The following is a 25,246-nucleotide window of genomic DNA, read 5'->3' as shown; positions in this document are numbered from 1 at the left end:
CACGACCCCCGGGGCCAGGTGCGACGGGTCCGCACCCACCGGAGGTGCCGCGAGCTGGTCAGCCGGTGGAAGCACGCCGGCTGCCGGTTCCTGGGGCGGCGGCAGCGGCGCGGGTCCCGGTGCAGGCAGCTGACCGGGAGCGGCATGCGGGACCTCGACGCCGGGGGCGACGCCGAGCGGGACGGGGGGTGCGCCGGGCGCGGCCGGACCCGCCAGCGGACCGGGCGCGGTGAGCGGACCTGTCAGTGGTGCGACCCGGACCGGAACCTCACGCGGTTCCACCACACGCGGGGCCGGCGGCGGGGGCGGCACGGGGTCTGCCAGCGGCGCATTCAGTGGAGGTGGCGGGATCCCCTCGGCCGGCTTGGGTGTGCCGACCACGACCCAGTTGCCCGACGGGTCCTGCACCAGGTGTGCGGTGTCCCTCGACGGGATCATGCCCAGATTGCGCGCGGCCTCGGCCAGTGCCGGTGCGGCCTGGGCTTCGAGCACATCGCGCTCGAGTGCTTCCTTCTGCTGCATCAGCGCCTCGTTGAGCTGGCGGGCGTGGCCCAGCTGGTAGGAGCGCTCGGCGGCATCGGTGGACAGCCACAACGTCACACCCAGTCCGAGCCCCAGGGCGGCGATGATCAGCACGACGAACGGGACCCGAGCGACCAGCGTGCGGGGGTTCAGCTCGACGGAGGCCAGCCGGACCAGGATTCGCTCGCGCAGCGGGGGACGGACAACCTTGGGTGCCTTGGCCTTGCGCGCCTTGGCACGAGCCTTGGCCTGGCTGGCGCTCTTCGGTCGTGCGGGATGATCAACCGGCCGAGGTGTCGGGCTGGTCTGCGGGGCCGACCGTTGCGGTCGGCCGTCGCGGGTCGGCGTGCGCCTGCGGGGCGGCGCGTCGACCATCCGCCTGGCCTCGCGGGCCGACTCACGCCCGCGGCGCGTCTGCGCCTTCTTCTTCGATGCGGTGCCGCGTGCAGGCCGCTTTGCCTTCATCGCTGTTCTCCCCCAACTCGTTCGAGCGCACGCAGCCGAACCGGGGCGCTTCGTGGATTCCGTTCGATCTCGTCGGCCTCTGCCCGTTCAGCTCCCCGGGTCAGCGCGACGAATTCCGGCCCGTACCCGGGCAGTTCGACCGGCAGGCCCGGCGGCGTCCGGGAAGCGGTCGCTGCGGCGAACTCGGTCTTGACGATCCGGTCCTCCAGGGACTGGTAGGCCATCACCGCGATGCGGCCGCCCGGGCGCAAGGCCGCCAGCGCCGCGGGTATGGCGTGGCGCAGCGACTCCAGTTCGGCGTTGACCGCGATGCGCAGCGCCTGGAAAGTGCGCTTGCCCGGGTGCCCGCCGGTGCGCCGCGCCGGCGCCGGAATGGCCTGGTACAGCAGCTCGACCAGTTCGCCGGTCGTCGAGAACGGTGTGGAGGCGCGGCGGCGCACGATGTGTGCGGCGATGCGACTGGCGAAGCGCTCCTCGCCGAACTCGCGCAGCAGGCGCGTGAGCGCCTTCTCGTCGTAGGTGTTCAGGATCTCCGCCGCGGTCAGCGGCGATTCCGGGTCCATCCGCATGTCCAGTGGCGCGTCCGTCGAGTACGAGAAGCCGCGCTCCGGACGGTCGAGTTGCATCGAGGACACCCCGAGGTCGAACAGGATTCCGTCGACTTGCCCTGCGGGGCAACCACTTCCGGCTATCGCCTCGGCGATACCGTCGTAGCGGGTGCGTACCAGCGTGACACGGTCGGCGTACGGTGCGAGACGCTCACCGGCGATGCGCAGCGCATCGGGATCGCGGTCGAGGCCGATCAACCGGAGGCCGGGGAACCGGGTCAGGAATCGCTGCGCATGGCCGCCGGCACCGAGCGTCGCATCCACCAGCGTGGCACCGGCGCCATCGAAGGCCTGCCGGGTCAGCGCCGGGGCGAGCAACTCGACACAGCGGTCGAGCAGAACCGGAACATGTGGCTCGTCGTCCACCATCGCAGCACCCCGAGGGATTGTGGCGGCCCCTGCAATGTGGTCCCTGCCCGAGTGAGCGGACCTGACGTCGGGGAAGTACGTCAGGGCCGGTTCGGGCAGAGGCCACACTGCACGGGCCTGCGGGCCAGTGGCCAGATCAAAGAATGTCGCCGAGTGCTTCATCGCTGGCCGCGGAGAAGTTCTCTTCGTGAAGCTCCTGGTAGTCGTTCCACGCCTGCGCGTCCCAGATCTCCAGGAACTCGATCGAACCCGTCACCACGCACTCCTTGGTCAGGTTCGCGTAGCGGCGGTGCTCTGCGGAGAGCGTGATCCGGCCTTGTGCGTCCGGGTACTGCTCGTCGGTGCTCGCAGCCAGGTTCCGCAGATAGGCGCGAGCCTGTGGGTTTCCCCGCTTGGCCTTGGCCGAGACCTCGGCGATCATCTCCTCGAACTCGGCCCGCGGATGGACAGCCAGGCTGTGATCTTGGCTCTTGGTGACCATCAACCCTCCTGCCAGTGCGTCGCGGAACTTGGCGGGCAACGTCAGTCGCCCTTTGTCGTCGAGCCGTGGCGTGTAGGTGCCGAAGAACATCTCGTCACCTCGCAGACCTTCTACTTCACGCCTTGCCCGCCTTACGGAACCCCGGTCGCTCCGTTGTCCGCCACTTTACCCCACAATCCCCCACTTTGCTCCAAATCTTGTGCCGCGTTTCACCGACCTCCCCACTCACGCTGCTCGGCCGGCCAGCCGCGCCGCGGCATGTCGACCGACCAAGCCGCTACCGCGTAGAAAAATGCCAGCTCAACTGGCTGAAACGAACACAGGCACACCAGGTGGGGAGATGTGGGGCAAAAAGAAGGGGCAGTCCTGTCGGACTGCCCCTGAACCGGCGAAGAAAAGGCCTACTCGTCGAAACGACGGCGGAAGCGGTCTTCCATCCGGCTGGTGAACGAGCCGCCGCCCTTGGCACGCTTCTGGCGCTGCGGGCCGACGTCGGTGGGCGTGCGATCACGGGCGGCGCCGCCGCGGGGGCCGGTGATCGCGAAGACCACACCTGCGAACATGACGATGAAGCCGATCACCGACAGAATCGGGAAGCTGCCGATCATCGTGGCCTTGAACGCCACCCCCGACACGAGCATTGCCAGCCCAACGACGAAGAGCGCGGCGCCCTGAATGCGGCGCCTGGTCGATGGTGCGCGCAGAGTTCCACCACGAACGCTGGACGCGAACTTGGGGTCCTCGGCATAGAGCGCGCTCTCGATCTGGTCGAGCATGCGCTGCTCATGATCGGAGAGTGGCATTCGTCCCTCCCTCTTGCCGTGGGGCGTCGCAGTCGTTCGAAGTCGGAGAGTGCCCGTGTACGCGCACTTAACAGTAATGATACGAGCTGAATCTGACGCGTACCACCTAGTTCGACGCACGATTCTATGACGGACACCGCACCGGGGAACCGGCACCTCACCTACCCGCCAACCCACCGGATAATAGGTGGCGGCCGCACGACTGACCCATCGGGAGGAAAAGATCCTTGGCGACGACTCTCATCGAACTGTCGCCGAGCGATATGGCGCACCGTCTCGGCGACGCTTTGGCGGTGTACGTCGACGCCATGCGCTACCCGCGTGGCACCGAGGATCAGCGGGCGTCGATGTGGCTGGAGCACACCCGCAGGCGGGGCTGGAAAGCCGTCGCCGCCATCGAAGACCCCGAGGACACCGACGGCACCACGCCGACCGCGGGGCCGCTGCTCGGTGTGGCCTACGGCTACTGCGGCGCCCCCGACCAGTGGTGGCAGCAGCAGGTCGTCGCGGGACTCCGCCGCAGCGGTGCCGACCAGGAACACATTGCCGACCTGATGAACAGCTATTTCGAACTGACCGAACTGCACATCCACCCACGCGCCCAGGGCCGCGGGCTCGGCGAGGCTCTGGTGCGGCGGTTGCTCGATGATCGCGGCGAACAGCACGTCCTGCTGTCCACGCCGGAGATCAACGGCGAGGCCAACCGGGCATGGCGGCTGTACCGCCGCCTCGGCTTCACCGACGTCATCCGCGGCTATCACTTCGCGGGCGATCCGCGGGCATTCGCGATCCTTGGTCGCCCTTTGCCGCTGTAGTGCCGCACACCGGCCCCGGGTAACCGGTCGTCTGGCACGATGACCTGGTGCCGACCCGTCATCGCACTCGCAAGCGTCTGCTCGCCCTGGTTTTGCTGCTGTTGATGTTGGCGCCGACGCTCATCGGCTGCGTACGGATCAGGGCGTCGATCACCGTGTCGCCGGACGACCGGGTCTCGGGCCAGATCGTCGCCGCCGCCATCCCCCGCGACGAGAACGACAAGGGGCCACAGCTGCTCAACAGCCTGCCGTTCGCGCAGAAGGTCGCGGTGTCCGAATACAGCCGCGACGACTACGTGGGATCGCAGGCGGTGTTCTCCGACCTCTCGTTCGCCGAACTGCCGCAGCTCGCGGCGATGAACCGCGACGCGGCGGGCGTCGACATCTCGCTGCGCCGCGCCGGTGACCTGGTGATCCTCGAAGGCCGAGCCGACCTCACCTCGCTCAGCGATCCCGAGGCCGACGTCTCGCTGAGCGTGTCGTTCCCCGGCGAGGTGACGTCGACCAACGGTGACCAGATCTCCTCCGAGGTCGTCGAGTGGAAGCTTCGTCCCGGCGTGGTCAGCACGATGAACGCGCAGGCGCGCTACACCGACCCCAGCGCCCGCTCGTTCACCGGCGCCGCGATCTGGCTGGGGGTGGGTTCGTTCGTGGTCGCGGGCATCATCGGCGTGCTGGCCTACAACAGCAGGGACCGATCCCCCCGGCCGGGCGAACCACTCGAGCACCCGCAGTAGGCGCGCGGGCGGCCTGACTTGCTACAACTCCGGTCGCACGCTCTACTCTGATGGACACTCGGGGGCAGAGTCCGACGGACTGAAGATGAGCACAGAAAGGGGCGCCCGCTGACCGTGGATGCAGCGGCACCGTCAGCCGTCGAGCTGGCCGCAGCCGTCACCGAGCAGTTGCGGGTTTACCTCCGTGAGCGCCGTCGAGATGCCGCCTATATCGGCGCGGACTACGCCGTGCTGACCGAGGCCGTCGAGGAGTTCGTCCTTCGCGGCGGCAAACGGCTACGCCCGGCGTTCGCGTACTGGGGCTGGCGCGCCGTGGCCGGCACCGAGCCGAGCCCCGACGTGCTCCGGCTCTTCTCGGCACTGGAGCTGCTGCACGCCTGTGCGCTGGTGCACGACGACGTCATCGACGCCTCCGCCACCCGGCGCGGTCTGCCCACCGTGCACCGCATCTTCACCGAACGCCACCGCACCAACAACTGGCACGGATCCCCGGAGCAGTTCGGTCTCTCCGCCGCGATACTCCTCGGTGATCTCGCCCTGGTCTGGGCCGACGACATCGTCGCCTCGGCCGAGATCGACGCACAGGCCCAGCGGCGGGTGCAGCGGGTGTGGGCGGCGATCCGTACCGAGGTGCTCGGCGGTCAGTACCTCGACATCGTCTCCGAATCCAGCGGTTCGGAGACCGTCGGTTCGGCGCTGACCGTCAACATCTACAAGACGGCGTCCTACACGATCTCGCGTCCGCTGCAACTCGGGGCCGCCGCGGCCGCCGACCGCCCCGACATCCTCGAGGCTTTCCACGAGCTGGGCACCAGCCTGGGCGTGGCGTTCCAACTGCGCGACGACGTCCTCGGCGTGTTCGGCGATCCCGCCGTCACCGGCAAGCCCTCCGGTGACGACCTGCGGTCGGGGAAACGCACCGTGCTGCTGGCCGAGGCGATCGAGCTCGCCGAGAAGCGCGACCCTGCCGCCGCCAAGCTGCTTCGAGACTCGATCGGCACCGAACTGACGGACGTGCAGGTCAAAGAGGTTTGCATGGTGATCGAGTCGGTGGGCGCGCTCGCCGCCGTGGAGAGCCGGATCGACACACTGACGCGCCGCGCGCTCGACATCCTCAATTCCGCACCGATCGACGCGCGCGCCAAGTCGGGGCTCTCCGAACTCGCCAGATTGGCCGCGAACCGGACGGCATAGCAGCATGACGACGCCCGCGCCGGCCCAGACCCCGAGAACCGGTCTGCCAGAGTATTTCTCGCAGCGGCTCCGTCCCCATCTGGGGCGGCTGAAGGCGTTCGCGCTGTCGCCGGAGGCCCGCCCCGCGCTGGTCGGGGCGCTCGGAGCCACGCTGATCACCGCGGGTGGACTCGGTGCGGGCAGCACCCGACTGCACGACCCGGTGCTCGAATCGCTGCACCTGTCCTGGCTGCGGTTCGGGCACGGGCTGGTGCTGTCCTCGCTGCTGCTGTGGGGCGGTGTGGCGCTGATGCTCATGGCGTGGCTATGGCTGGGCCGGCGAGTGGTCGACCGGACTGCCACCGAGTACACGATGATCGCCACCACCGGATTCTGGCTGGCTCCGCTGCTGCTGAGCGTCCCGGTGTTCAGCCGCGACACCTACTCGTACCTGGCCCAGGGCGCACTGCTGCGCGACGGCTTCGACCCGTATGCCGTCGGCCCGATCGACAATCCGAACTCGCTGCTGGACAACGTGAGTCCGATCTGGACTACGACGACGGCGCCGTACGGCCCGGCGTTCATCCTGGTGGCGAAGTTCGTCACGATGCTGGTCGGCAACGACGTCGTCGCCGGGACGATGCTGCTGCGGTTGTGCATGCTGCCCGGCCTGGCGCTGCTGATCTGGGCGGCGCCGAAAGTAGCCCGTCACGTCGGCGCCAGCGGCGCGGCCGCGCTGTGGATCTGCGCGCTGAACCCGCTGGTGATCATCCACCTGATGGGCGGCGTGCACAACGAGATGCTGATGGTGGGGCTGATGATGGCGGGCATCGCGCTGACCTTCCGCGGCCGCCACGTGTCGGGTGTCACGCTGATCGCGGTCGCGGTCGCGGTGAAAGCGACGGCGGGACTGGCACTTCCATTCACGGTGTGGGTATGGGCACGCGGGCTGCGCGACCGCCGCGGCTTTTCCGGCGTGAAGGCGTTCGCCGCGGCCACCGCCGCCTCGCTGATGGTGTTCGTCGCGGTGTTCGCCGTGCTCTCCCTCGTTGCCGGAGTCGGACTGGGCTGGCTCACCGCGCTCGCCGGGTCGGTCAAGATCATCAACTGGCTGACCGTGCCCACCGCGACCGCCAACCTGATCAACGCGGTCGGGGGTCTCTTCATCCCGGTGAACTTCTACGCGGTGCTCGAGACCACCCGCATCATCGGGATCGCGGCGATCGCGATCTCGGCACCGTTGTTGTGGTGGCGATACCGCCGCACCGACCGGGACGCGCTGGTGGGGATCGCGTTGCTGATGGGCGTCGTGGTGCTTTTCGTGCCGGCCGCGCTGCCGTGGTACTACACCTGGCCGCTGGCGATCGTCGCCGCGGTGGCCCAGTCGCGGCGGGCGATCGCGCTCATCGCCGGCGTGTCGACGTGGATCACCGTGATCTGGAACCCCGACGGTGCGCACGGGATGTACTCGTGGGTGCGCGTGCTCCTGGCCATCGCGTGCGCCGCAGGTGCGTGGTACTGGCTCGCCAAGGCCCCGGTGCCGGAAACCGGGGTCAGTACGCCATCGCCTGCGCTCGACGAACCACCTCGCGGGCCTGATGCGAATGCAACGCATCGACCGGGCGAGCGTTAGCCTGCCGCTCGGTGGAGCCGTCACGGGTGATCGTCAGCGACTCGTCCGGGGTGAAGAGCCAGCGCATGATCTGGGTGTCGCCGTAGCCCCCGTCGTGCAGGACGACCAGCAGGCCGGACAGGCTCTTGACCACGTGTCCGGTGTCGTCGAAGAAAACCTTGGGCACGACGACGGTGCCGGCGCGGCGGACCGCGACCAGGTGTCGTTCACGGAGATGCTGATGCACTTTGGTCACGGGGATGCCGAGCAGATCCGCCACGGTGGGCAGGTCGTACACGGCCTCGTCGGGATCCAGAACGTCATCGGCAGTCGGAATGCTGCTCACCGCACAGAGTCTAGGTGCACGGGACCGCCTTGGACGGACGCTTGGCCGACGGCTCGTACCATGTGTCCGATGGAGACGCACCAGCACGCCGACCCGCTGAGCGGGGCCGTGCTGGACGGGCGCTACCGGGTGGACAGCTTGATCGCGACCGGAGGCATGTCCGGGGTGTATCGCGGGCTGGATCTGCGATTGGACCGCCCGGTGGCATTGAAGATCATGGATTCGCGCTACGCAGGCGACGAGCACTTCCTGACCCGGTTCCAACGTGAGGCTCGGGCGGTGGCGCGGCTGAAGGATCCCGGTCTGGTGGCGGTGTACGACCAGGGTGCCGGAACCCCGGCCGGTCATCCTCCCTTCCTGGTGATGGAGCTGATCGAGGGAGGCACGCTGCGGGAGCTGCTCCGGGAACGCGGCCCGATGCCGCCGCATGCCGTCGCCGCGGTGCTGCGGCCCGTGCTCGGTGGTCTCGCCGTGGCACACCGCGCCGGGCTCGTGCATCGGGACATCAAGCCCGAGAACATCTTGATCAGTGACGACGGCGAGGTGAAGATCGCCGACTTCGGGCTGGTCCGCGCGGTCGCCGAGGCCAAGATCACCTCGACCAGCGTCATCCTGGGCACCGCGGCGTACCTGTCACCCGAACAGGTGAGCACCGGTGACACCGATTCACGCGGCGACGTGTATTCCGTCGGCGTGCTGGTCTTCGAGTTGTTGACCGGCACCACCCCGTTCACCGGGGACACCACGTTGGCGGTGGCCTACCAGCGGATGGATCATGACGTCCCCCCGCCGAGTTCGGTGATCAACGGAGTCCCGAGACAGTTCGACGATCTGGTGCACTGCGCGACCGCTCGGGATCCCGCGGAACGGTTCGCCGACGCCGCCGAGATGCGCGATCAACTCGAGACGGTGGTCCGGGAGCTCGCCCTTCCGCCGTTCCGGGTGCCCGCACCCAGGAACTCGGCTCTGCACAACTCGGCGATCGAGCCGACGGGGCCGCACGATGCCACCGACGACCTCGACAAACCCACCGACGGCGCCGGTGTGGGCAGGCGCACCAGGGTGTTCACCCGAGACGAGCTGCCCGCCGATTTCGATGACGACGACGAAGACCGGCCCCTCACAGGACGATTCGCCGGAATCGAGCTCACCGAGTTCTACTGGGCGCGGCAGCGAGCCAAGCGGGTGCTGTTCTTCTGGGTGGTCGCCGTGATCACCCTGGCCGGGTCGGCGGCCGCCGGGGCGTGGGCGCTCGGCACCAACCTGAGCACCCTGCTGTGACGGCCGGCCGCGACGATCAGTCGCGCAGCATCTCCGCGACCAGGAAGGCCAACTCCAGCGACTGCTGGGTGTTCAGGCGCGGGTCGCACGCCGTCTCGTAGCGGCCGGCCAGGTCGGTGTCCGAGATGTCTTGCGCGCCACCGAGACATTCGGTGACGTTCTCACCGGTGATCTCGACGTGGATGCCGCCGGGGTGGGTGCCCAGGGCATGGTGCACCTCGAAGAAGCCCTGCACCTCGTCGACGATGCGGTCGAAGTGGCGGGTCTTGTAGCCCGTCGACGACTCATGGGTGTTGCCGTGCATCGGGTCGCACTGCCAGATGACCTGATGACCGGAGGCCTGCACCTTCTCGATGATCCCCGGCAACACGTCGCGGACCTTGCCGTTGCCCATCCGGCTCACCAGTGTCAGGCGTCCGGCCTCGTTGCGGGGGTCGAGCCGCTCCACGTACTCCACCGCCAGCTCCGGCGACGTCGTCGGGCCGATCTTGACGCCGATCGGGTTGGCGATCACCTCGGCGAACGCGACGTGCGCACCGTCGAGCTGACGGGTCCGCTCACCGATCCACACGTAGTGCGCCGACAGATCGTAGAGCTTGGGGCTGGTCTGTCCGTCGTCCGCGCCGTCATAGTCGAGCCTCAGCATGGCCCGCTCGTAGTCGAGCACCAGCGCCTCGTGGCTGGCGTAGATCTCGGCGGTCTGCAGGTTGCGGTCGTCGACGCCGCAGGCGCCCATGAAGCGCAGCCCCCGGTCGATCTCCCCGGCCAGCGCCTCGTAGCGGGCACCCGCGGGCGAGGTCCGGACGAACTCCCGGTTCCAGTCGTGCACCTTCTGCAGCGACGCCATCCCCGACGACGTCAGCGCGCGCACCAGGTTCATCGCGGCGCTGGCGTTGGCGTAGGCGCGTACCAGCCGCGACGCGTCGTGATCGCGCACCGAGGCGTCCGGCGCGAAGCCGTTGACCATGTCGCCGCGGTAGGACTTCAGGCCCAGCGCGTCGATGTCGGCCGACCGCGGCTTGGCGTACTGGCCCGCGATGCGCGCGACCTTGACCACCGGCATGCTCGCGCCGTAGGTCAGCACCACCGCCATCTGCAGCAGCGTGCGGATGTTGGCGCGGATGTGCGGTTCGGTGTTGTCGACGAACGTCTCGGCGCAGTCCCCGCCCTGGAGCAGGAACGCCTCACCGCGTGCGACCGCCGCGAGGTGCGTCTTGAGCCGCTCGATCTCCGACGGCACCGTAACCGGCGGGACGCTCTCCAGCACCGTGCGCATCGCCTTCGCCTGGTCCGCCGGCCAACTCGGCTGTTGCAGAGCAGGCCTGGCCAGCGCCGCGTCCAGTCGCTGCCTCAGGTCCTCGGGCAGCGGCGGGAGGTCCGGCAGCTGGTCGATGGGTACGTCGACGGTCCAATTCACCCGTCCATGGTAACCGCGGGTCAAACCGGCTTTCACACCTGCGCGCCGGCCGCAGCGGGCACTCAGCCGCCGGTGATCAGCTGGTAGCGCAGCAGATTGTGCTTGGCGTCGACGAGCGCATCGTGGGCATCGCGGGGCCGCGGCGGCATCCGCGGGCAGTCGTGCTCCTCCCAGAACTGCCGCAACTCGCGGGTGAAGCGCGGGATCGCCGGTGGCAGATCGGTCATCGGCCCCCACAGCTGGCAGAGCACCACATGGTCGTAGGCGCCCACCCACGCCCACAACTCGATCGGTTCGTCACCGTCGATGCCGAAGAAGTCCTCGAGTTCCGTACGGATCGTCCGCCGCGATCGCCACAGCGGCGAGGCCGGCGACGGCAGTTTGGGCAGCACATGCTTGCGCACCCACCGACCGGCCCGCTCGGGGTCGAATTCGGTTGAGATGGCGTAATATTCGCGACCGTCTTCGGCGGCGACACCAATGGAGATCAACTCGATGGTGCGGCCGTTGTCGATGAACTCCGTGTCGTAGAAGTACCGCACAGTTATGTGACTTCCTCACCTGACGGGGTTGCGATCCGGTGGCGCGGGCGCGGCGTGGATCTCGCGGTCGAGTTGTTCGTCGACCTTGGCATCGTCGGGGAACTTCGGCATCCCCGCAATGGCGTCCTGCAGCCACAGCTTGGCCTGAACGACGGGCCTGCGCAGCCAGCGCTCGCGTTCCAGCGCCCGGTGCATCTTGCGGGGCCGGTTCGTGTACCGCCACCGTGCCCACGGCGCATGGGGCCGCGACAGCCGGACCGCACCGATGACCAGCAGTGGCGTGATGAACATGCCCACCAGACCGGTCCACACCTTGCCTTTGAGCAACACGATCACCGCCAGGCACAGCGTCACGACCGCCGCCGCGACCACGATGGCCCGCGCGAGGACAGACTGATCGCTGCGCCAGATGTCGATGTCGAAGAACGACAGCGGGCTGAACCCGAGGATCAACAACCCGGCCACCGCGACGGCGACGAACACCGCGTCGACCGAGGTCCGCCCGTCTTCGGCCCAGTACACGTCGGACAGGTGCAGGATCAGCGCGAACTCGTCGAGGACCAGCGCCGCCCCGATACCGAAAAGGATTGACGCGGCCGTGAACTCGGGTACTCCCCCGTCGACCGCGAGCGTCACCATCGACACCCCGGAGACCATGACCAAGATCACACCGATCACCACGTGGTGGATGTGCAGCCCCCCGCCGGCCGAGATGTTGCGGGGCTGCCACCACTTGCGGGGTGCGTCGCTGCCTGCATGGCTACGGATGTACCGCACGATCGTGCGGGTCACGAAGAACGTCAGGATGAACGCCACCAGGCAACACACCAGCGGCAGCCGCGACGGCGGAACGGAGAAGTCGAGGTGGAGGTCCAGGGTCGGGCGCACCCAGAAAACTTACGCCGACCTGCGCGTGTCTAGGCCGGGATACCCGCCGACTCGCCGATCGGCACCGATAGTCTGGTCCGCGACATGAGGACTTGGCGGTCGCCCGGCGGGGCTGGTTGGAGGCCAACGCTCGCGTGGCGGCTGTTTCAGCTGATGACCGCGGCGGCGTTGGCCTGGGCGGCGTGGCGGCTCCTCGGGCACACCCCGTACCGCATCGACATCGACGTCTACCGGATGGGTGGGCAGGCCTGGCTCGACGGTCGGCCGCTCTACGCCGACGGCGCGATCTTCCAGACCAAGGGCGGCCTGGACCTGCCCTTCACCTATCCGCCGCTGGCTGCCGTCCTGTTCTCCCCGTTCGCGCTGTTGTCGCTCGACGGCGCCAGCGTGGCGATCACCCTGACCACGCTGATCCTGCTGGTGGTGTCGACGGCGATCCTGCTGACGCGCCTGGACGTGTGGCCGACGACCCGCGTCACCGGGGAGCCGGCGTGGGCTCGACGCGGGTGGCTGGCCGCGGCGATCGTCGCGCCCGCGGTGCTCTTCTGCGAGCCGATCCGGTCGAACTTCGACTTCGGCCAGATCAACGTCGTGCTGATGACCCTGGTGATCGCCGACTGTGTGCCGCGCCGGACGCCGTGGCCGCGAGGGATGCTCCTGGGCCTCGCGATCGCGCTCAAGCTGACACCGGCGGTCTTCCTGCTGTACTTCCTGCTGCGGCGGGACACGCGGGCGCTGCTGGTCACCGCGGCGTCGGCGGTAGTGGCGATGCTGCTCGGCTTCGCATTCGCGTGGCGGGACTCGTGGGAGTACTGGACCGAGACGGTCCGCAACACCGACCGCATCGGCACCGCGACGCTGAACACGAACCAGAACATCGCAGGCGCGCTGGCCCGGTTGGGCCTCGGCGAGGGTGAGCGATTCGTGCTGTGGACGGTGGCATGCTTCGTCGTGCTGGGCCTCACGATCTGGGCCGGGCGCCGCGCCCTGCGCGCCGGGCAGCCCGTGTTGGCCCTGATCTGCGTGGCGATGTTCGGGCTCGTGGTGTCGCCCGTCTCGTGGTCGCATCACTGGGTCTGGGCGGTGCCCGCGGTCGTGGTGACGGCAGTGCTGGCGGTGCGGCTGCGCAACGTCGCGCTGGGCGCCGTGGCGGCGGTCGGGCTGGCGCTGATGGTGTGGACGCCGATCAAGCTGCTGCCCGAGCACCGCGAAACCGCGGCCTCACTGTGGCGCCAGCTCGCCGGGGGGTCTTATCTCTGGTGGGCGCTGGCGGTGATCATCGTCACCGGTGTCGTCGCTGTCCGCGACCCCGGCCACGACACCGCGTCCGTGGACTCTGCGCCCGTCTCCGCCGTCAAGGCTTAGCGCGGCCGCTTCAGCCTGCGGCCGCCTCAGGGAGCCGTGTCGGCGGCTTCACCGCTCCCTGTTCTTTTCCCTCTTTGATGTCCGCCGCGTAGAGGTCGACGTATTCCTGCCCGGACAGCCGCATCAGCTCGTACATCACTTCGTCGATGACGGCCCGTTCGATGAACCGGTTGCCCGCGAGCCCCTCGAAGCGACTGAAATCCATCGGCTCGCCGAACTTGACCTGGACCCGGCCGAACTTCCACATCTTGCTTCCGGGAGGGTTCACCACGTCGGTGCCGATCATCGCGACCGGAATCACCGGGACCTGCGTCTGCAGAGCCAGCCGCGCCAGTCCGGTCTTGCCCTTGTACAGCCGCCCGTCGGGCGAGCGGGTGCCCTCGGGGTACATCCCCAGCAGCTTGCCCTCCCCGACGATGCGCTGTGCGGTCGTCAGCGCGGCCTGGGCGCTGTCGGCATCGGTGCGGTCGATGGGCACCTGGCCGGCGACGGTGTAGAACCACCGCATGAACCACCCCTTGATGCCGGTGCCGGTGAAGTACTCGGCCTTGGCCAGGAAGGTGATCCGCCTGCTGACCACCAGCGGCAGATAGAAGCTGTCGGCCACCGCGAGGTGGTTGCTGGCGAGGATAACTGCTCCGGATTGCGGAACATGCTCAAGCCCTTCGACTTTCGGGCGTCCGAGCAGGGTCAGCAAGGGGCCCATGAAGACGAACTTGAACAGCCAATACCACATGGACCCTCCGCATCACCCGACCGCGGTCGGCCATTGTGCCCGACCGTCGGCACGGTGCTCTGGGACAACCTTACCCACGGTGTGTGCGTGCGACCACAGATGCGCACTCACCGCCGCTCACTCGTCGATGATCACCGTGATGTGCTGATAGCGGCCCGGCTCCGACGGCGTGGTCGGGTCCTGGGGCGACGGCCCGGCCGGAGGTGCGCCGTCGGGTTCCGGCGGCGGGGTCCCGGCCGTGTCGAGATTGTCGACCATCGCCTTGACCAGGGTCAGCAGCGCGACGCTGTGCTCGGCGACCACGTTCAGCAGGGGGTGCTGCTCACCGGAGATCAGTGCGGCGAGCGCGCAGACGGGGCACCAGACCTGTTCACACTTGCCAGGGCCGCCGGCCTGGGCCCTGGCCGCCGCAAGGCGCACCGCAGGGTCGAGGCGTTCCAGGATCGACTGCGCGAGCTGGCGCAGTTCGGGACCGATGTCCGAATGGCGCGGGCCGGTGCGGGACTCGTTCAAGCCGGCCACACCTCCGGGTTCGGTCGAAATCGCACTGTCAGCTCGCTGCCACGGAGCGCGGCGTCGATGACGATGCACCGGCGCAGCACCGATGCCAACCGGACACGGCGCCGCATCGCTCCGACGCCGATGATCAGGTCGTCGTCGACCCTACCCAACGACAACGCCGACGAGTCGACCTGCGGCAACTCCAGCCGTAGCCGGTAGACGGCGTCGAGCCCGCTGCCGGACTCCCTGTCGACGACCGGCCGCAACGGACCGGGAGGCGGTGAGCCGTCCCTGCGGCGGGCGCAGTCGAGCAGTTCGCCGAGCGCCTTCGGCCCGATCGGCTCACCCGCCAGGTGGGGTACCAGGACCAGTTGCACGTCGGGAATCACGCGATCGAGTTCGTCGAGCACGGTCCGCTGCTCGGATATCCGCTCCGCGTACCAGTCGAAGGCCGGATGCTCGGGGAGGTTGCGGTATTCGAACGAATCATCTTGTACCAGAACCTGGTTGACGATCAGCTCATCGACCTGCACACCCATCAGCGCCAGAGAGCCCAGGGTGCGGACCGCCTCGGCCGCGACCACCCGCTCGGCGGTCATCACCAGGTGGGCGCTGACCCGCGAACCGTCGGTGAGCAGGGTGCTGAGCTGCTCGGTACCCGCGCCGATCCGCTCCACCAGGGCGATCACCGCCGCCGAGCGCCCATCGTCGGCGCTGGACAACCGGCGGTGCCTCGGCCAGGCCCGCTCGAGGTAGAGGGCGAACGTCGCAGGCAGCGTGAGCATCCGCATCGCGTCGGCGGTCGACGCGCAGTCCACCACGACCAGGTCCCACTGCCCCGAGTCGGCGAGCTCACCGACCTCGTGCAGTCCGAGCACCTCCTGGACTCCCGGCAACGCCGAAAGCTCTTCTGGGGCAATATCACCGAGGTCGGAGTCGGGAAACCTCTCGGACAGCGGGGCGGCGATCTCCCGCCACCGGTTCGCCAGCAGTGCCAGGGTGTCGAGTGCGAGGGCGTCCAGGGACCCGCCGCCGGACGCCGCGGTGTCGAGGTCGGCCAGCACCCGGGTGGGCTCACGCCTGCCGGTGGGCCTGATGGTCGCACCGAGCACGTCACCGGTCGAATGCGCCTGGTCGGTGGACACGATCAGGACCCGCATCCCGGCGCGCGCAGCACGCACGGCCGTCGCGGTCGCCAGCGTCGACTTACCCACGCCGCCCTTGCCGACGAAAAGACTGATCCGGGTTGCCCCGGACGCCCGGGCCGCGTCGGCGGCGTGCCTGCCCTCAGTCAGCCTCGACTCGTTTCTTCAGGTCCTTCAGTGCGGTATCCGTCAGCCGCCGTTCAGCCTTCCTTTTCAGCAGGCCGATCATCGGGATGACCAGGTCGACCGACAGTTCATAGGTGACATCTGTTCCGGATCCCTTGGGCGCCAAGCGATATGCACCGTCGAGAGACTTCAGCAACGTGCTCGACACCAGCGACCACGTCACCGAGTTGCGGTCGGCGGGCCACCTGTAGGTCAACACCATGGTGTCCTTGAGAACCGCGGCGTCCAGAACCAGCCTGGCCACCTTCGGATAGCCGGCATCATCGGTCTCGAGGACCTCGGTCTCCTTGTACTCGGCGACCCAGTCCGGATAGGAGCCGATGTCGGCGATGACGTCCATCACCGTCGAAGGATCGGCATCGATGTAGATGGTCTGTGCCGTCTTGTCCGCCACTGAAATCATTCCCCGCTAGGTCTTGGTCGCTGGCCAAAAATCTACTCTCCCGTCACCGGCCTGGCCCCCGTACCGGCGTTTGGGGGCGCACCCGGGCGGCTGGATCAGGCCAGCCGCGACACTCCCACCTGCCGTCCGGCCTCCAGCTTGCGTTTCACCTCGAAGGCCATGTCCTTGCCCGCCACCCGGCGCCGATGGTTCATCTTGGGGAGGTTCATCTTCGCCAGTTCCCATGCCGCGACGCCGGACGGCTCGGCGTGCAGGAAGTAGTGCAGCACGACACCGTCCGGACCGCTGCGCACCTTCTCCAGCCAGATCTCCATCGTCCCCGTCAGCGCGCCGGTCACGGTCCAGCGCTGACCGACCTCGCCCCGGTCCTCCACCACCGTCAGCCGCAGGTCGGGCCACCACCGCCGCCAGTTCGCCGGGTCGGCGACCGCGTCACCGACCGCGACCGGGTCAGCCGCGATGAACGTCTCGTCGGCGATCTGGAAGCTGTTCATGACAGACAAGCTTCACACATCACGGGGTATCGGGATCCGTCGGCCGACTACGCTGGACATGGTCAAGTTGTTTGTCGAGCCGCCTGAGAATCACGAGAGGGCCTCCACCGTGCGCGAGTTCAGCGTTCCCGCATCATTCACCGTCGGCGAGCACGACAACATCGCCAGCTCCGTCTACGACCACGAACGTGACGATCCCGACCACGTGATCTTCCAGCGTCTCGTCGACGGCGTCTGGGTCGATGTGACGTGCCGCCAGGCCGCCGGCCAGATCCGTTCGGCAGCAAAAGGTTTGATCGCCCACGGCGTTCAGCCCGGGGATCGCGTCGCGATCCTGTCGGCAACGCGCTACGAATGGCCGATCCTGGACTTCGCCATCCTGTCGATCGGTGCGGTGACGGTGCCGATCTACGAGACCAGTTCGGCCGAGCAGGTGCAGTTCGTGCTGGCCGACTCCGGCGCGGTCGCGGCGTTCGCCGAGACCGACGCCCATGTCGGCAGGATCGAGCAGTTGCGGGACGGGTTGCCCCAGCTGCGCAGGGTCTACTGCATCGAGGGCGCCGCGGCGGCGGCCCTCGACGAGTTGGCCGAAGCGGGTGAGAGTGTCGACGCCACGGCCGTCGACGAGCGGCTGGCGGGTATCCGGTCCGCCGACCCGGCGACCTTGATCTACACGTCGGGCACGACCGGGCGGCCCAAAGGATGCCAGCTGACGCACTCCAACCTGCTGTACGAGACCCGCGGCGCCAAGGAGTGCTTCCCCGATCACCTGACCAAGGGCGAGAAGCTGCTGGTCTTCCTGCCCCTGGCGCATGTGCTGGCCCGCGCGCTGACCATCGGCGCCTTCGCCGGCGGGGTCACGCTCGGCTTCACCAGTGACATCAAGAACCTGGTGCCGATGCTGGCGGTGTTCAAGCCGACGCTGGTGGTGTCCGTGCCGCGGGTGTTCGAGAAGGTGTACAACACCGCCGAACAGAACGCCGAGAACGGCGGCAAGACCAAGATCTTCGCGGCCGCGGCAGACACCGCGATCGAATGGAGCAAGGCCCAGGACACCGGCGGCCCCGGGCTGCTGCTCAGGCTCAAGCACGCGCTGTTCGACAAGCTCGTCTACGGCAAGCTGCGGGCCGCACTCGGCGGCAACTGCCGCGCCGCGATCTCCGGCGGCGCCCCGCTGGGCGCGCGGCTCGGCCACTTCTACCGCGGCGTCGGACTGAGCATCTACGAGGGCTACGGGCTCACCGAGACCAGCGCGGCGATCACCGTGAACCGAGTGGGCGACCTGCGGGTCGGCTCGGTCGGCAAGCTGCTTCCCGGCAACAGCATGAAGCTGGGCGAGGACGGCGAGGTGCTGGTCAAGGGCGGTGTGGTGTTCCACGGCTACTGGGGCAACGAGTCCGAGACCGCGGCGGTGTTCACCCACGGCTGGTTCCACACCGGTGACCTCGGCTCGATCGACGACGACGGCTTCGTGACGATCGTCGGTCGCAAGAAGGAGATCATCGTGACCGCCGGCGGCAAGAACGTCGCCCCGGCGCTGCTCGAGGACCGGCTGCGCGCCCATCCGTTGATCAGTCAGGCGATGTGCGTCGGCGATGCGCAGCCGTTCATCGCCGCGCTGATCACCATCGACCCGGAGGCGTTTGCCGGCTGGAAGGAACGCCACGGCAGGGACGCGGGCGCATCGGTGGCCGACCTGTCCACCGATCCCGATCTGCAGTCCGAGGTCGAGCTGGCGGTCAAGGACGCCAACGAGGCGGTCTCCAAGGCCGAGCAGATCCGCAAGTTCCGCATCCTGCCGGTCGACTTCACCGAGGACACCGGCGAGCTGACGCCCACGCTCAAGGTCAAGCGCAAGATAGTGGCCGAGAAGTTCGCGGCGGACATCGAGGCGCTCTACGCCAAGGCGTCGGCCTAGAGCAGCCGGGCCAGGCGTTCGGCCTGCCGCTGCCACTGCCAGTTGTCGACGACCCAGCGGCGGCCGGCCTCGCCCATCGCCGCGGCACGGCGGGGGTCGGCGAGCAGGTCGCCGACGGCGGCGGCGACGGCCCCGACGTCCCAGCCGTCGACGACCAGGCCCGTCTCCCCGTGGAGCACTGTTTCCGGCGCGCCGCCCGACCGGCCCGCCACCACAGGTACCCCGCAGGCCGACGCCTCCAGGTACACGATGCCCAGTCCCTCGACGTCCAGGCCGGCGCCGCGGGTCCGGCACGGCATCGCGAAGACGTCGGCCATCGCGTGGTGTGCGGGCAGTTCGTCGCCCGGCACGCCCTCGGTGAAGACCACGTGCTCGGCGACCCCGAACGAGTGGGCGAGGCGGTGCAGCGACGTTCGGTAGGGCCCGCCACCGACGATCACCAACGCGGCGCCGGGCACCCGTTGCCGGATCGCGGGCAACGCCCGGATCAGCATGTCCTGCCCCTTGCGCGGCACCAGCCGGGACACGCAGACCACCACCGGCCGCCCACCGAGCCGGTACCGGGCGCGCAGTTCTGCCCGCGCCACTTCGTCGGGGACGAAACGGTCGGTGTCCACGCCCGGCGGCACCAGCTCGAGGGCCGCCCGGGGCCCGAACGCCGACGCGAACCGGCCCCTGGTGTAGGAGCTGATGTAGGTGACGACGTCGGTGTCGTCGCCGATGCGGCGCAGCGCCGTTCGCGCCAGCGGCAGCATCGACCAACCGACCTCGTGGCCATGGGTGCTGGCGATGACCCGGTCGGCTCCGGCAGAGCGGGCCAGCGGGCTCAGCAGGGCCAGTGGGGCGGCGGCGCCGAACCACACGGTGTCCACGTCGCGGTGGCTGATGAGCCGGCGCATCCGCAACGCGACCGTCGGCTCGGGCACCATCAGGGTCCCCGGGTGGCGCACGACGTCGTAGCCTGCGGCCGCGGCGGCCTTGTCGTAGTCCGGCGCGCCCTTCCACTTCGGCGCGTACACGGTGATGGTGTGGTCACCCGAGCCGACCAGGTGGGTGACCAGCGCCTCGAGATAGGACTGGATGCCACCGCGACGCGGTGGAAAGTCGTTGGTGACCAATAGAACCCGGCTCATCGAATCGAACTGCTCTGCCAGTCCCGCCACCCGGTGAGCACCGCGGGCAGCTCGACCCCGAGCGCCTGCGTGACTGCGGTCGGGAAGTCGGGATGGCCGTGCCCGCACGCGGCGACGTACAGGGCCCGCAACCGGTCGGTCCCGTAGGTCTGGGCGACGTAGGTGGCCAGCGACCAGGCCCGGTCGTAGGCGGCCGAGCGACCAGGGCCCGGGGTGGCCAACTCGGCGTCGGTCGGCAGCTGCGCCGACAGCGTCGTCGGCATCGCCGCGGGCACCGGGCGACCGACGAAATCGGCGACGCCCTCGGTGAGCCACACCGGTGCGTCGGCGGCGGTGTCGGTTCGCGCGGCGAAGTGGAAGAGCTCGTGGCGCAGCACCATCCGCAGGTCCGCGTCATTCATGGAGGCGGCGGCCGGCGCGAACATGATCCGGTCCGCGGTGGTCGTCGCGGCGACGTCGAGGCCGCCGCCCGCCAGGGTCGCGAACTGGTGCTGCGATCCGGCGACGACGACAGGGATCGCCGTGGGCCACTGCGCACCCCAGAACGCGGTGACCGCGTCGGCGGCGCCGGGGAGTTCGGTGGCGACGCGGTCGAGCAGCGCGGGCCCGCCGGGGGCGCCCATGTCGATCAACTGCGCGGTGCGGCCGTCCGGCGTGGCCACCACACGTGAGGCATCGCTGGGAGCGGTGGACGACGGCGGCGCGGCGACCGCCGGACCCGCCGGGACGGTCTGCGGACCGGCCACCAGCAGCACCGCGCAGATCAGCTCGGCGCCGAGAACCGCGCCGAGCCGACGTCGATCCAGCGCGCGGGCCTCAGTAGCGCCGGACGTTGTGGATCGGCGCATTGTCCACGGGGGCGACTCGCACCGGTGTGCCGTAGGTGGACGCGTGCACCATCATTCCGTCTCCGATGTAGATGCCGACGTGCGACGCATCGGAGTAATAGGTGACCAGGTCACCGGGCTGCATCTGATCGCGCGACACCGCCTGACCGCCCCGCGCCAGTGCCTGGCTCGAGTGTGGCAGCGAGATCCCGGCCTGCTGGAAGGACCACATCACCAGGCCGGAGCAGTCGAAGGCACTCGGGCCGGACCCGCCCCACGAGTACGGGGAGCCGATGCGGCTCAGCGCGGCCTGGATCACCGTCGTCGAGGCGGGGGAACCGGGAGCCGCGATATCGCCGGGCGGGATCGCGCCGGGGACACCTGGCAGGGGTTCGGGCGCCGGGGGCGCGGCCAGCACCGCAGGATCCTGGCCCGGCGGCACCGCGCCCGGCGGCGCGGGCGGTGGCGGCGGCATGGCGGCCAGCACCTCCCGCTGGACCGGGGTCAGCGCCTCGTACTGCGACTTGACGACCGCGATCTGCACCTGCAGCTGGCTCTGCTTGGACTGGAGGTCGGCGCGCACGGCGGCCGCCTGCTCGGCCGCTGTCTTGGCCTCGGCGGCGGACGCGGCCGAGGCCTGCTCGGCGAGCTGCGTCTGCCGGCCCAGCTCGCGGTAGCCGGCCATCTGGGCCTGCATCTCATGAGCCATCACGCGCTGCACGGCGAGCTGATCGATGAGCCCCTGCGGTGAGGACGCGGTCAGCATCGCGTCGAAGCCCGAGGTCCGACCGCCCATGTACTGAGCGGCGGCGAGCGTGTCGACCGACTGCTGGAACCGGTCGAGCTGCGCCTTGGCTGCCTCCACGGCCGCGATGTCGCTCGCGTGCTTGGCTTCTGCGGTCTGCTGGATCTCCAGCTTGTTGTTCAGATCGAGCTGCGCCGAGTGCATCGCCTCGGTGGTCTGTTCGGCCTGTCGGGAGAGTTCGTTGAGCTTTGCCAGCGCATCGTCGGCCGGATCGGCCTGCCCCTGTCCTGCCAACACCGACAGCGAAACGATCAAACCAGCTATCACGGTGATGATGAGTCGCCAAGAACGACGGGTGCTCCGGTGCGCGCGAACGAGCCTCAAGATTTGCGTCCTTCAACTGCCGTAACGAGCCGCCTCGAACTGCTCTTAGGTCTCAGATAGGTTACGAAACGGCATCGGCCTTGTCCAACAGGAGACGCAAATTTAACAGTCCCTCCGGTGCGGGACCGACCGGCCGTCTCACCGCGTGTCGTCAGGCAACTCCGGAGCTTCCCTGCCGGTGAACCGGGACGAGGCGCAATCGCGGGGCCAGGCCCACTTCGGCCAGCACTTCCAGCGCCAGGCGCTCGTCGACGAGCAAAGTTTCGGGCACGCCGAGCAGCACACTCACGACGCAGTCCTGGCATCCCACTCCTCGGACAGCGCAGTCATCACAGTCGATCGTCACCGTTCCAGCCTCAGTTCCGGGGTCGGGCGGTTCGCCCGGTGGCCGCTGATCCCGTGCCATCGCAGTCGTCCTCTCGTCGGAGTCATCCGCACGCTATCGACGGGTACCGACAAGTCGGCTCCACGGCGTTTCCCGGCCGACGTTGTCGGGGCCCGCGCCTACGGTCAGCGCATGGGTCAGCTGAGCTTTGCGGACATTGATCCATCCGCGGATCCTCTCCCAACGCCGACACTGCGGGAAACCACGTTCGTCGTCGTCGACCTCGAGACCACCGGCGGCAGGCCGACAGGCGACAGGCATGACGCGATCACCGAGATCGGCGCGGTCAAGGTCCGCGGCGGCGAGATCCTCGGCGAGTTCGCGACACTGGTCGACCCGGTTCGCAGCATCCCTCCCCAGATCGTGGCGCTGACCGGCATCACGTCGGCGATGGTCTACGACGCCCCCCGCATCGATTCGGTGTTGCCCGCTTTCCTCGAGTTCTCCCGAGGCGCAGTGCTCGTCGCCCACAACGCCGGATTCGACATCGGCTTCCTGCGAGCGGCGGCAGAACGGAACCACCTTCCGTGGCCCAGGCCGTCGGTGCTGTGCACCGTCCGGTTGGCGCGCCGGGTGCTCACCCGCGATGAGGCGCCCAGCGTGCGACTGTCCGCACTGGCGCAGTTGTTCGGCGCTTCCACCAGGCCCACCCACCGCGCCCTCGATGACGCCAGGGCGACCGTCGACGTGCTGCACGCGCTGATCGAGCGGGTCGGCAACCAGGGGGTGCACACCTATACGGAACTGCGTTCGTACCTGCCGGACGTGACGCCTGCGCAGCGCAGCAAGCGCCACCTCGCCCGGGGCCTGCCGAGGAGTCCCGGGGTGTACCTGTTCCGCGGCCCGTCCGCCGAGGTGCTCTACGTGGGCACCGCCGTCGATCTGCGACGGCGGGTGGCGCAGTACTTCACCGGCGCCGACCCGCGTACCCGGATCAAGGAGATGGCGTCGCTGGCCACCGCGGTCGACCACGTCGAGTGCGCCCACGATCTGGAGGCCGGTGTCCGGGAGCTTCGCCTGCTGGCCGCCCACGCGCCGCCGTACAACCGGCGGTCGAAGTTCCCCAAGCGCTGGTGGTGGTTGAGGTTGACCGACGAGGCGTTCCCCCGGTTCACGACCGTACGGACGCCGCGCAGTGACAGCGCCGTCGGACCGTTCCGGTCCCGCGCCGACGCCGCGGAGGCCGCCGCGCTGATGGCCCGGTTCACCGGCGTGCGCACCTGCACCAACCGGCTGGGCCGTTCGGCGGTGCACGGACCGGCCTGCCCCGAGCGAGAGGTGTCCCCCTGTCCCGCCGCCCGGGGCCTCGGCGCCGCCGAGTACGCCTGCGCCGCACAGGAGGCGGTCGCGCTCATGGAAGGCCGCAGCAGCCGCCCGCTGACGGCGGCGCTGGCGCAGATCGCCGAGCTGTCCGACCGCCACCGCTACGAGACGGCCGCGCGGTTGCGCGACCATGCCGCGGCCACGATCGACGTGCTGTGGCGCGGTCAGCGGCTGCGGGCGCTGGCGTCGATCCCCGAGTTGGTGGCCGCCAAGCCCGACGGCGACCGCGGCTGGCACCTCGCGGTGATCCGGCACGGCCAACTGGCCGCCGCGGGCCGCGCTCCCCGTGGCGTACCGCCGATGCCGGTCGTGGACGCTCTGAGCGCCTGCGCGCAGTCGGTCCTGCCGACGGCCGAACCGCTGGGTGGCGCGCTCGTCGAGGAGACGGCGCTGCTGACCCGCTGGCTCGCCCAACCCGGCGTCCGGATCGTGCGCACCGACGCGGGCTACTGCTCACCGCTCGGCGCCGCCGGGCGGTGGTCGCACTGGGCCGCATCGGCACGCTCGGCGCGCCTGGCCGCCGATCAACTCACCGACTCAGAGCTGCTGCGTGAACCGCACCCAACGCGCGAGCAGCTCTTCGGCCGCCCCGGAATCGATCGCGTCGGTCGCCCGGGCCAGGCCGGACTCCCAGGCCGGAACCCACTTGGCGTCGCTGGATAACCCGGCGTGCGCCACCATCGCGCCCGCGGCGTTCAGCAGGACGGCGTCGCGCACCGGACCCTTCGCCCCGGCGAGCACCGCCCTGGCCTCCGCCGCGTTGGACTCCGCGTCTCCGCCGACCAACTCGGAGATCTCCGCCCGCTTGAACCCGAACGCGCCCGGGTCGAAGGTCAGTCGCTCGACGGTGCCCGCCTGCACCCGCCAGATCGTGCTCGTCGTCGTGGTGGTCAGCTCGTCGAGCCCGTCGTCACCGTGGACAACCAGAACGCTCGAGCCGCGGGCGGCGAACACGCCCGCCATCACCTCGGAGAGATCGCCCCACGCGCAGCCGATCAGCCCGGCCCGCGGTGTGGCCGGATTGCTCAGCGGACCGAGCAGGTTGAACACCGTCGGCACGCCGATCTCGCGCCGAACCACGCCCGCATGCCGGTAGGAGGGATGGAACTGCGGAGCGAACGCGAAACCGATGCCGACCTCCGCCACGCTGCGGGCCACCTCTTCGGGCCCGAGATCGATCCGGAGCCCGAGCGCCTCGAGGGTGTCGGCGCCACCCGAGAGCGAGGACGCGGCACGGTTGCCGTGCTTGACCACCGGCACCCCCGCGGCGGCCACCACGATCGCGGCCATGGTGGACAGATTGACGGTGTTGGCGCCGTCGCCACCGGTCCCCACGACATCCACCGTGGCGGTGCCGATCTTGTCTGTCGGGACGCGCCGCGCATGCTTGAGCATGATGTCGGCCAGTTCGGTCACTTCCGCCGCCGTCGGGCGCTTCATCTTCATCGACACGCCGAACGCGGCGATCTGTGCGGGCGTCGCGGTGCCGGTCATGATCTGGTCCATCGCCCACGCCGCCTGGCCCGGCACAAGCGACTGACCTGTGGTCAACCTGCCGAGAATCACCGGCCACGTGGGCGTGGCACCCGGCTCGTCGTGGGATGCGGAGGGCCTGGGCGGAAGGGAAGTCACCGGAAGATTA

At 69.2% G+C, this 25,246-nt stretch carries 25 protein-coding genes and 1 pseudogene; 8 read left to right on the top strand and 18 right to left on the bottom strand.

The genetic code is table 11. The features are described 5' to 3' along the window. The 4 genes from ftsL to H7I57_RS05465 all read right to left on the bottom strand — a co-directional run. Window positions 1-987: cell division protein FtsL (ftsL, locus tag H7I57_RS05480; protein WP_264022343.1), on the bottom strand; the 987-nt coding region annotated here is incomplete at its 3' end. Next, window positions 984-2,126 (bottom strand): 16S rRNA (cytosine(1402)-N(4))-methyltransferase RsmH, encoded by a 1,143-nt coding sequence (rsmH, locus tag H7I57_RS05475; protein ID WP_264022342.1) that lies wholly within the window; start codon window positions 2,124-2,126, stop codon window positions 984-986. The genes ftsL and rsmH, both read right to left, overlap by 4 nt. Continuing rightward, a complete protein-coding gene (locus H7I57_RS05470; RefSeq protein WP_264022341.1) occupies window positions 2,101-2,535 on the bottom strand; it encodes a division/cell wall cluster transcriptional repressor MraZ in 435 nt (144 codons plus the stop codon). Before H7I57_RS05470 ends, rsmH begins: the two co-directional genes overlap by 26 nt. 311 nt (window positions 2,536-2,846) lie before the next feature. Further along, on the bottom strand, window positions 2,847-3,248 hold the full coding sequence (locus tag H7I57_RS05465) for an SCO2097 family morphological protein (protein ID WP_264022339.1): 402 nt from the start codon (window positions 3,246-3,248) through the stop codon (window positions 2,847-2,849). Between the two features lie 227 nt (window positions 3,249-3,475). Between H7I57_RS05465 and H7I57_RS05460 the strand changes: the two genes are divergently transcribed. From H7I57_RS05460 to H7I57_RS05445, 4 genes are all read left to right on the top strand, one after another. Then, complete coding sequence (locus tag H7I57_RS05460; protein ID WP_264022338.1) at window positions 3,476-4,063, top strand: GNAT family N-acetyltransferase; 588 nt, start codon at window positions 3,476-3,478, stop codon at window positions 4,061-4,063. A 47-nt stretch (window positions 4,064-4,110) separates the two neighbouring features. Further along, window positions 4,111-4,800 (top strand): LppM family (lipo)protein, encoded by a 690-nt coding sequence (locus H7I57_RS05455; protein ID WP_308204313.1) that lies wholly within the window; start codon window positions 4,111-4,113, stop codon window positions 4,798-4,800. A gap of 114 nt (window positions 4,801-4,914) precedes the next feature. Further along, window positions 4,915-5,994 (top strand): bifunctional (2E,6E)-farnesyl/geranyl diphosphate synthase, encoded by a 1,080-nt coding sequence (idsA2, locus tag H7I57_RS05450; RefSeq protein ID WP_264022337.1) that lies wholly within the window; start codon window positions 4,915-4,917, stop codon window positions 5,992-5,994. A gap of 4 nt (window positions 5,995-5,998) precedes the next feature. Next, window positions 5,999-7,606: an alpha-(1->6)-mannopyranosyltransferase A gene (locus tag H7I57_RS05445; RefSeq protein WP_264022336.1), complete on the top strand. Its 1,608-nt coding sequence runs from the start codon at window positions 5,999-6,001 to the stop codon at window positions 7,604-7,606. Here the strand turns inward: H7I57_RS05445 and H7I57_RS05440 are convergent. Then, window positions 7,527-7,931 (bottom strand): Rv2175c family DNA-binding protein, encoded by a 405-nt coding sequence (locus H7I57_RS05440; protein ID WP_264022333.1) that lies wholly within the window; start codon window positions 7,929-7,931, stop codon window positions 7,527-7,529. The genes H7I57_RS05445 and H7I57_RS05440 overlap by 80 nt on opposite strands. A gap of 60 nt (window positions 7,932-7,991) precedes the next feature. On the opposite strand from H7I57_RS05440, the gene H7I57_RS05435 reads away from it, so the two are divergent. Continuing rightward, window positions 7,992-9,212, top strand: a complete 1,221-nt coding sequence (locus H7I57_RS05435) for a protein kinase domain-containing protein (protein ID WP_264022331.1) — start codon at window positions 7,992-7,994, stop codon at window positions 9,210-9,212. 16 nt (window positions 9,213-9,228) lie between these two features. On the opposite strand, the gene H7I57_RS05430 is transcribed toward H7I57_RS05435, so the two are convergent. From H7I57_RS05430 to H7I57_RS05420, 3 genes are all read right to left on the bottom strand, one after another. Further along, window positions 9,229-10,629 carry a class II 3-deoxy-7-phosphoheptulonate synthase gene (locus H7I57_RS05430; RefSeq protein ID WP_264022330.1) on the bottom strand — a complete coding sequence of 467 codons (1,401 nt, stop codon included), beginning with the start codon at window positions 10,627-10,629 and terminating at the stop codon, window positions 9,229-9,231. A gap of 62 nt (window positions 10,630-10,691) precedes the next feature. Then, the gene (locus H7I57_RS05425; RefSeq protein WP_264022329.1) at window positions 10,692-11,171 is read right to left on the bottom strand and encodes a polyadenylate-specific 3'-exoribonuclease AS; all 480 of its coding nucleotides are present in this window, start codon (window positions 11,169-11,171) and stop codon (window positions 10,692-10,694) included. 15 nt (window positions 11,172-11,186) lie between these two features. Then, a complete protein-coding gene (locus tag H7I57_RS05420) occupies window positions 11,187-12,059 on the bottom strand; it encodes a hypothetical protein (RefSeq protein WP_264022328.1) in 873 nt (290 codons plus the stop codon). An 84-nt stretch (window positions 12,060-12,143) separates the two neighbouring features. Between H7I57_RS05420 and H7I57_RS05415 the strand changes: the two genes are divergently transcribed. Then, complete coding sequence (locus tag H7I57_RS05415) at window positions 12,144-13,424, top strand: glycosyltransferase family 87 protein (protein WP_264022327.1); 1,281 nt, start codon at window positions 12,144-12,146, stop codon at window positions 13,422-13,424. Between the two features lie 10 nt (window positions 13,425-13,434). On the opposite strand, the gene H7I57_RS05410 is transcribed toward H7I57_RS05415, so the two are convergent. From H7I57_RS05410 to H7I57_RS05390, 5 genes are all read right to left on the bottom strand, one after another. After that, window positions 13,435-14,160, bottom strand: coding sequence for a lysophospholipid acyltransferase family protein (locus H7I57_RS05410; protein ID WP_264022325.1), 726 nt, complete (start codon window positions 14,158-14,160; stop codon window positions 13,435-13,437). Between the two features lie 117 nt (window positions 14,161-14,277). Further along, entirely contained in the window at window positions 14,278-14,673 is a 396-nt protein-coding gene (locus H7I57_RS05405; protein ID WP_264022324.1) for a hypothetical protein, read from the bottom strand. Further along, entirely contained in the window at window positions 14,670-15,956 is a 1,287-nt protein-coding gene (locus H7I57_RS05400; protein ID WP_264022346.1) for an ArsA family ATPase, read from the bottom strand. Before H7I57_RS05400 ends, H7I57_RS05405 begins: the two co-directional genes overlap by 4 nt. Next, complete coding sequence (locus H7I57_RS05395; RefSeq protein ID WP_264022322.1) at window positions 15,949-16,386, bottom strand: SRPBCC family protein; 438 nt, start codon at window positions 16,384-16,386, stop codon at window positions 15,949-15,951. The genes H7I57_RS05400 and H7I57_RS05395 overlap by 8 nt, the downstream gene beginning before the upstream one ends. 104 nt (window positions 16,387-16,490) lie before the next feature. Continuing rightward, entirely contained in the window at window positions 16,491-16,889 is a 399-nt protein-coding gene (locus H7I57_RS05390; protein ID WP_264022321.1) for an SRPBCC family protein, read from the bottom strand. Between the two features lie 109 nt (window positions 16,890-16,998). Between H7I57_RS05390 and H7I57_RS05385 the strand changes: the two genes are divergently transcribed. Beyond that, window positions 16,999-18,807 carry an AMP-dependent synthetase/ligase gene (locus H7I57_RS05385; RefSeq protein WP_264022345.1) on the top strand — a complete coding sequence of 603 codons (1,809 nt, stop codon included), beginning with the start codon at window positions 16,999-17,001 and terminating at the stop codon, window positions 18,805-18,807. Here H7I57_RS05385 and H7I57_RS05380 read toward each other — a convergent pair. From H7I57_RS05380 to H7I57_RS05365, 4 genes are all read right to left on the bottom strand, one after another. Further along, complete coding sequence (locus H7I57_RS05380; protein WP_264022344.1) at window positions 18,804-19,940, bottom strand: glycosyltransferase family 4 protein; 1,137 nt, start codon at window positions 19,938-19,940, stop codon at window positions 18,804-18,806. The genes H7I57_RS05385 and H7I57_RS05380 overlap by 4 nt on opposite strands. After that, window positions 19,937-20,788, bottom strand: a complete 852-nt coding sequence (locus H7I57_RS05375; RefSeq protein WP_264022320.1) for a peptidase — start codon at window positions 20,786-20,788, stop codon at window positions 19,937-19,939. The genes H7I57_RS05380 and H7I57_RS05375 overlap by 4 nt, the downstream gene beginning before the upstream one ends. Next, window positions 20,757-21,896, bottom strand: coding sequence for a peptidoglycan hydrolase RipC (gene ripC / locus H7I57_RS05370; protein ID WP_264022319.1), 1,140 nt, complete (start codon window positions 21,894-21,896; stop codon window positions 20,757-20,759). The genes H7I57_RS05375 and ripC overlap by 32 nt, the downstream gene beginning before the upstream one ends. A 151-nt stretch (window positions 21,897-22,047) precedes the next feature. Beyond that, window positions 22,048-22,302, bottom strand: a complete 255-nt coding sequence (locus H7I57_RS05365; protein WP_264022318.1) for a hypothetical protein — start codon at window positions 22,300-22,302, stop codon at window positions 22,048-22,050. Window positions 22,303-22,413: 111 nt separating this feature from the next. Between H7I57_RS05365 and H7I57_RS05360 the strand changes: the two are divergent. Beyond that, window positions 22,414-24,204: pseudogene (locus tag H7I57_RS05360) on the top strand (DEDD exonuclease domain-containing protein); the annotation flags it as partial. Here the strand turns inward: H7I57_RS05360 and trpD are convergent. Then, window positions 24,142-25,236 (bottom strand): anthranilate phosphoribosyltransferase, encoded by a 1,095-nt coding sequence (trpD, locus tag H7I57_RS05355; protein ID WP_264022317.1) that lies wholly within the window; start codon window positions 25,234-25,236, stop codon window positions 24,142-24,144. The pseudogene H7I57_RS05360 and the gene trpD overlap by 63 nt on opposite strands. Window positions 25,237-25,246 lie beyond the last annotated feature (10 nt).

It is taken from the genome of Mycolicibacterium pyrenivorans, assembly GCF_025821625.1.
GTDB classification, from domain to species: Bacteria; Actinomycetota; Actinomycetes; order Mycobacteriales; family Mycobacteriaceae; genus Mycobacterium; species Mycobacterium pyrenivorans.
The sequence above is the reverse complement of the archived record's forward strand: the minus strand, read 5'-3'. Positions and strand labels throughout refer to the sequence as shown.

What these genes read in the sequence shown, in the direction of transcription:
- rsmH (WP_264022342.1), bottom strand. Translation starts at nt 2,126, where the DNA reads ATGAAGCACTCGGCGACATTCTTTGATCTGGCCACTGGCCCGCAGGCC.
- H7I57_RS05470 (WP_264022341.1), bottom strand. Translation starts at nt 2,535, where the DNA reads ATGTTCTTCGGCACCTACACGCCACGGCTCGACGACAAAGGGCGACTG.
- H7I57_RS05465 (WP_264022339.1), bottom strand. Translation starts at nt 3,248, where the DNA reads ATGCCACTCTCCGATCATGAGCAGCGCATGCTCGACCAGATCGAGAGC.
- H7I57_RS05445 (WP_264022336.1), top strand. Translation starts at nt 5,999, where the DNA reads ATGACGACGCCCGCGCCGGCCCAGACCCCGAGAACCGGTCTGCCAGAG.
- H7I57_RS05435 (WP_264022331.1), top strand. Translation starts at nt 7,992, where the DNA reads ATGTGTCCGATGGAGACGCACCAGCACGCCGACCCGCTGAGCGGGGCC.
- H7I57_RS05415 (WP_264022327.1), top strand. Translation starts at nt 12,144, where the DNA reads ATGAGGACTTGGCGGTCGCCCGGCGGGGCTGGTTGGAGGCCAACGCTC.
- H7I57_RS05410 (WP_264022325.1), bottom strand. Translation starts at nt 14,160, where the DNA reads ATGTGGTATTGGCTGTTCAAGTTCGTCTTCATGGGCCCCTTGCTGACC.
- H7I57_RS05390 (WP_264022321.1), bottom strand. Translation starts at nt 16,889, where the DNA reads ATGAACAGCTTCCAGATCGCCGACGAGACGTTCATCGCGGCTGACCCG.
- H7I57_RS05380 (WP_264022344.1), bottom strand. Translation starts at nt 19,940, where the DNA reads ATGAGCCGGGTTCTATTGGTCACCAACGACTTTCCACCGCGTCGCGGT.
- H7I57_RS05375 (WP_264022320.1), bottom strand. Translation starts at nt 20,788, where the DNA reads ATGCGCCGATCCACAACGTCCGGCGCTACTGAGGCCCGCGCGCTGGAT.
- H7I57_RS05365 (WP_264022318.1), bottom strand. Translation starts at nt 22,302, where the DNA reads ATGGCACGGGATCAGCGGCCACCGGGCGAACCGCCCGACCCCGGAACT.